The sequence below is a fragment of the Methylocystis sp. H62 genome (assembly GCF_015709515.1).
Taxonomy (GTDB): Bacteria; Pseudomonadota; Alphaproteobacteria; order Rhizobiales; family Beijerinckiaceae; genus Methylocystis.
This window is the reverse complement of the sequence record NZ_JADNQZ010000010.1, coordinates 1-5,076: the sequence shown is the minus strand read 5'-3', so window position 1 is coordinate 5,076 and position 5,076 is coordinate 1. Positions and strand designations below refer to the sequence as shown.

The 5,076-nt window shown below is 57.5% G+C and carries 5 protein-coding genes and 1 pseudogene; 1 reads left to right on the top strand and 5 read right to left on the bottom strand.

Going from position 1 to position 5,076, the window contains the following annotated elements:
- Positions 1–98: 98 nt before the first annotated feature.
- From IYY11_RS22470 to IYY11_RS00115, 4 genes and pseudogenes are all read right to left on the bottom strand, one after another.
- The gene (locus tag IYY11_RS22470; protein WP_196391677.1) at positions 99–407 is read right to left on the bottom strand and encodes a hypothetical protein; all 309 of its coding nucleotides are present in this window, start codon (positions 405–407) and stop codon (positions 99–101) included.
- A gap of 189 nt (positions 408–596) precedes the next feature.
- Positions 597–977, bottom strand: a pseudogene (locus IYY11_RS23510) (TniQ family protein); the annotation flags it as partial.
- 2 nt (positions 978–979) lie between these two features.
- On the bottom strand, positions 980–1,861 hold the full coding sequence (locus IYY11_RS00120) for a TniB family NTP-binding protein (protein ID WP_124740570.1): 882 nt from the start codon (positions 1,859–1,861) through the stop codon (positions 980–982).
- A complete protein-coding gene (locus tag IYY11_RS00115) occupies positions 1,851–2,723 on the bottom strand; it encodes a Mu transposase C-terminal domain-containing protein (RefSeq protein ID WP_409455200.1) in 873 nt (290 codons plus the stop codon). The genes IYY11_RS00120 and IYY11_RS00115 overlap by 11 nt, the downstream gene beginning before the upstream one ends.
- A gap of 470 nt (positions 2,724–3,193) precedes the next feature.
- On the opposite strand from IYY11_RS00115, the gene IYY11_RS00110 reads away from it, so the two are divergent.
- Positions 3,194–4,456 carry an IS256 family transposase gene (locus IYY11_RS00110; protein ID WP_196402267.1) on the top strand — a complete coding sequence of 421 codons (1,263 nt, stop codon included), beginning with the start codon at positions 3,194–3,196 and terminating at the stop codon, positions 4,454–4,456.
- A gap of 9 nt (positions 4,457–4,465) precedes the next feature.
- Here IYY11_RS00110 and IYY11_RS00105 read toward each other — a convergent pair whose 3' ends face one another.
- On the bottom strand, positions 4,466–4,912 hold the full coding sequence (locus IYY11_RS00105; protein WP_196402266.1) for a hypothetical protein: 447 nt from the start codon (positions 4,910–4,912) through the stop codon (positions 4,466–4,468).
- Positions 4,913–5,076 lie beyond the last annotated feature (164 nt).

Sequence of the window (5,076 nt, the reverse complement as noted above, 5' to 3'; positions counted from 1 at the left end):
CGTTGTCAGGATACATCCTTTGATTAGAAAATCCCTGTTCGCGCGGCGCGTTGACATCATATTTGAGAATTTCGGCGCGCATTTTCGAGCTTTGACGCTTAAATTGAGAACTCCAGCGGCATCCCGAGCGCGGCGTAGGCGAGCTCGTCGAATCGCTTTCGATAGACGGGGCGACAGAAGGGGCGCAGGCGCTGAATCGTATCCGCCGCGTTTTTCGCGGCGACTGCGAGACCGGCGAGTAGCGCGATGCGTAAATAGAGCGGCACCATAGCGTTTGCGCCTTTGCTGATGGACGGCGCTATGCGTAATGCTTCGGCGTCAAATCCTGGAACGATCTCGTTGAGCAACCAGCTCTTATTGTAGCCTTCGGGGGGCTGCGTCGTCTGCGGGCGATTTAAGATCAGCAAAAGCCGCATCATCGCAATAGGGGATGCTAGCGGCGTCGGCTCGCCCCGCAAGTGACGATTGACAAGCTCCTCTCCGATTTTGGCGGCGTCCCAATGGTCCCCAAATGGGCTCGTGTTTCGGACGGTATCGCAGCCGGCACGAGGTCCCTCGATTTCTGAGAGCGGCGAACCGCATAGAGGACAAGTAACGCGCCACGCCTCAAGCCAGCTTTTTAGAACCGCTCCCGGAGTGTCAGCCGCGCGATGTCGCTCGCAGCATGTCCGACAGAATTGAATCGGCTTGCCTCTTCCAACCAGTGCCGCGACCTCGATTGGAAGCGCTGTATGCGTCATGGCGACAACATCCATTGGATCAGTGCGAAACGAATCTACGATGCGTGCGATCTGGCCGAGACCTGGGCGGAAGTCGAGGCTACGCAGCTTCTTCGATTCGAGCTTTAGCCACGAGATGAGCATGGGCTCCGTGAGCCCATAGAAAGCTGCATGACGATGAAGCCACGATGAAAGAAGTTCGTCGGGCGTCGGGTCGAGGACGACCGGCAAGGGCCGCCGAGCGGCGTTGATCAGCATCGTCATTGGAACGCGGCTTCCTCCTCGCTGATAGGCCTCCAATCATCAATGGCTTCGTCGGTTAGTCGTTCCGTTCCTGTCTCGATAGCCTGGATCGCGACTTCATTCACAAGGCGGAATATTTTTGACGTTACGCCTTCAGTCACTCGAAGAATTCGTTTGAGACCGCGCGCCGTCAGAATGCTCGGCTGACGAAGCGGGAGATTGCGGAGAATGGCAAGGACGAGTTGCTGAAACTCGTCATCGGCTTTCCAGCGCGGCAACGTGACAACATCAAAGCGTCTGGCAAGCTGTACGTCGCCGTTGATCGCCTCACGTGCTTCCGTGATGCCGAAGCAGACAAGCGAAAGCTGAAGCTCGTTACTCAAGAAACGAAGCGTGTTCAGAACGACACGCTGCTCGCGCCATGAACCGGCGATGATATTATGAATTTCATCTATCAGCAGGACTTGAACGCCCACGGCTCGCAATAGTCGAATTGTCGTCTGCTCTAATGCGACAATTGTCGCGCGCGGATTGGAAGGGGCGCCAAGTGCAGAGAGAATTTGTGCATAAAGGCGCCGCTCGCCCGGCCCGCCCGCCAACTCCACAACGAGAAATTTACGTCGTGCGTCGGCTGTTGCTGCATCGAAAGCGAGCATCTGGTCGTGCTTGAAGCGCCCGACGATCATCGATTTTCCCATGCCGCTGTCGCCATAGACGGCGATTGACGGCATTCGCGTCGTGCGCGGGTGAGTCGGGAGACCCTGAATCAAATCGACGATATGTTTTGCTTTTGGATAGTGGACCCACGGCTTTGATCGAATAAATTGGATCCGCGCGTCATTAGATGCGTCGAGAAGACTTGCAACTTCGTCCGTGACGTGGGCGGCCCTATCGATCACGCTGCTTCTCCGCGATTTCCAGAATGGAAGGAGTGCGCGAGTCGATGCCCTTGAGCGAGCCGAATCCTTCGTCATCCACCGAAATCTTGTTTTTGGGCTGCGGGTCGCGGCGGGCCTGCGCCGTCTTCCTTATTGCATCGTCAACAATGCGACGCTTGGCCTTTGCAGTAGTGATCCACTGGTTCGGTTCGCGTTCCGCGCGCGCTTGCGCTCGCGTTTCGCGCCGACGTAGTTTCCATTCGCGGAGACTTATTGATGGGCACGTAAGATCGCGGCTCCGGGCTTCGACGAAACGCCCGGAAGGACGCTGAACAAAAATTCTTGAAATATCTCGGGGATCATATTTGACTAAAAGCTCGCGTTTGGCGCCTCCGAGATCGGCGCTTAAAACGTTCGACCAGTATGGCAATCCATGCAACCAGACGCCGTCTGGCCTGAGTGTTCGATACGCCTCGGGCAATAACGAAACCCAGAAGGCCATTCGATCATGCGGCATGCGCAGATTGATCCGCGCCTCATGTTCGCGCCAGACTGCCAATGGTGAGCGCATCAAGGTGCTGTGTATTCGGTCGTGATAGCCGCCCGCAATCTCCCAGCCGAGAAAGCATTCGAGCTCTCGCAACGACATGGCTGAATTCTTTTTCGGATCGTAGGACCCTCGTTCGATCGGATTTCCAAATGAAGTGCCGGGCAGAAGATGCATCTGACCCATCATCGTTCCGATCAGCCGTTCGATATGACCGCCGTAATGCGGTTCGCCAGGCGGGCGCCAAATGATATCGACGCCTTCGTTGCGACAACCGCGAATGAAAGCCTTGCTTCTGAAATCTGCGCCATTGTCGACGTGAAAGGCCTCTGGCAAGCCGGCGACTGGCCATGTCGCGTCGATCTCACGTTCCTGCAACCAGGCTGTCTTGTCGTAAACGCCATGGAGAACGCAGAGGCTCACGGAAAGCCGTGAAGGGGGATCCATCGAAAGATGAAAGCCCGTAATCATTCGCGTAAACACATCGATCGCCAGCGTCAGCCAAGGGCGTGCGAGCGGTTCGCGCGTCTCTTCGTGAACGACGATGAGATCGACGAGCGTGTGATCGATCTGAACCACCTCGAGCGGCCGGGAGGCTTTGTATTCGCCCGGAACTGGCGTTGTCGCTTTGATCGCGCGTTTGTCCTTCCGTTTACGCGCGACCAATCGCCTCTCGATGTCATCGACGCGCGTCTTGATCGTTCGACGATGAGCTATGGCGGAATCTAGGTGATGACGGTGTGAAGCAGGCGGCGTAACGGGGTTGGTGTCGAGCCGACCCGAACCTCCCGAAGGAGCGTTACGCCATGAACGAGAATAAGGTTGTTTCCCTTCGTCAGAAAGACGAAATCGACGATCCGCTCACCGATATTTTGCGCTCTGGCGCGAAGCGTCTGGTGCAGCAGGCGGTGGAGGCGGAGTTCGCCGCCTTCCTGGCCGAGCATGCGGGTCTCGAACTGCCGGACGGTCGCCAGCGCATTGTTCGGCACGGGCATGATCCGGTTCGACCAATCCAGACGGGAATCGGGCCGGTAGAGGTGGCGAAGCCGAAAGCGCGCGATCGGGGCGCGACAACCGCCGAGGAGCGCATCCGCTATGCGTCGTCGATCCTGCCGAAATGGGCGCGGCGCACCAAGAGCCTCGATGTTCTTTTGCCGGCTCTTTATCTGCGCGGCGTTTCCACCGGTGATTTTCAGGAAGTGCTGACGGCGTTGCTCGGCAAGGATGCGCCGAACCTTTCGCCTGCGGTGATCACGCGGCTCAAGAGCGAATGGGAGGGCGAGTATCGGCGCTGGCAAGGGCGCGATCTGTCCGCGCGACGCTATGTATATGTCTGGGCCGACGGCGTTTATCTGCAAGCGCGCATGGAGCCGCAGGCCGAATGCATGCTGGTGCTCATCGGCGCGACGCCCGAGGGCAAGAAAGAACTGCTCGGCTTTCAGACGGGCATGCGCGAGAGTGCACAGAGCTGGAAGGAATTGCTTGTCGATTTAAAGGCGCGCGGCTTGTCGATTGCGCCAGAGGTCGCCATCGGCGATGGCGCGCTCGGCTTCTGGAAGGCGTTGGAGGAGACGTTCCCATCGACGCGCCACCAGCGCTGCTGGCAACACAAGACTCTGAATGTTCTCGACAAGCTTCCGAAGTCTGTGCAGCCGAATGCGCATCAGGATTTGCGCGAAATCTGGCTCGCCGAGAACCGCGCGGCGGCCGAAGCCGCGATGACGACCTTCGCCGAAAAATACGCGCCAAAATACGACAAGGCCGTCGACTGCTTGCTCAAGGACTGCGACGCGCTGCTGACGTTCTTTGATTTTCCCGCCGAGCATTGGACGCATCTGCGCACGTCGAACCCGATCGAAAGCGCCTTCGCAACGGTGCGGCATCGCACAGTTCGCATGAAAGGCGCGCTTTCCCAGGACACGGCCCGCCTCATGGTGTTCAAGCTAATCATGGCGGCGGCGAAAAGCTGGCGACGACTGCAAGGACAAAATCAGTTGCCGAAGGTCGTCAGCGGTGTAACATTCCGCGACGGTATCGAAATCGCAAGCGATGAAAAGTCCGCCGCTTGATTTACGCCGTCACCGAAAATCCAGCATAGCTCTTCGACGATCTGGCAATGGCCATCCGTGCTGGACGAAACGCAAATGGATTTGTTCGACGAGGTGGGTCAGCGTTGGACGCTGCGGCTTCAGATAGACTTCCCGGATCGTCTGGCGGATCAACTTATGACGCGATTTGTCGAGAGCGAGCGCCCCTTTCGATCGGCCTCGCGGCTTCGGCTGAAGCGCCTCAACGGTGGGCGTTTCGCGATAGATCGCGACGAGGCGATAAAGTGTCGCGCGACTGATCCCGAGGTCCAAAGCAACATCTTCGACGTCGCTTGTTCGTAGCCGGTCGCCCGCGGAGCGGCCTAACAATTCTCTGATGGCCTCCTCGCGTCGACATGCCTCTAACCACTGCGGGTCGTCGGACCCCGTCGTGTCGGCGTCATCAGGGCAGGGCGCGTTCTCATTATTGCTGTTCATTTTTCGGCCGCGTCCATGAGAAATGGTTGAGCCGCAAATTCTCAATTCAACTGTACATCATTCGGGCGTTTTCTCAATTCAAATGTATACGCGTAAATCAGCAGCGTTTCGTAACGCATTGAAATTCAACAGGCCGATTTCTCAATTTCTGATGTGTCCTGACA

Bases quoted from the DNA above. Each gene is read 5' to 3' on its own strand.
- IYY11_RS00110 (WP_196402267.1), top strand. From the start codon at position 3,194: ATGAACGAGAATAAGGTTGTTTCCCTTCGTCAGAAAGACGAAATCGAC.
- IYY11_RS00105 (WP_196402266.1), bottom strand. From the start codon at position 4,912: ATGAACAGCAATAATGAGAACGCGCCCTGCCCTGATGACGCCGACACG.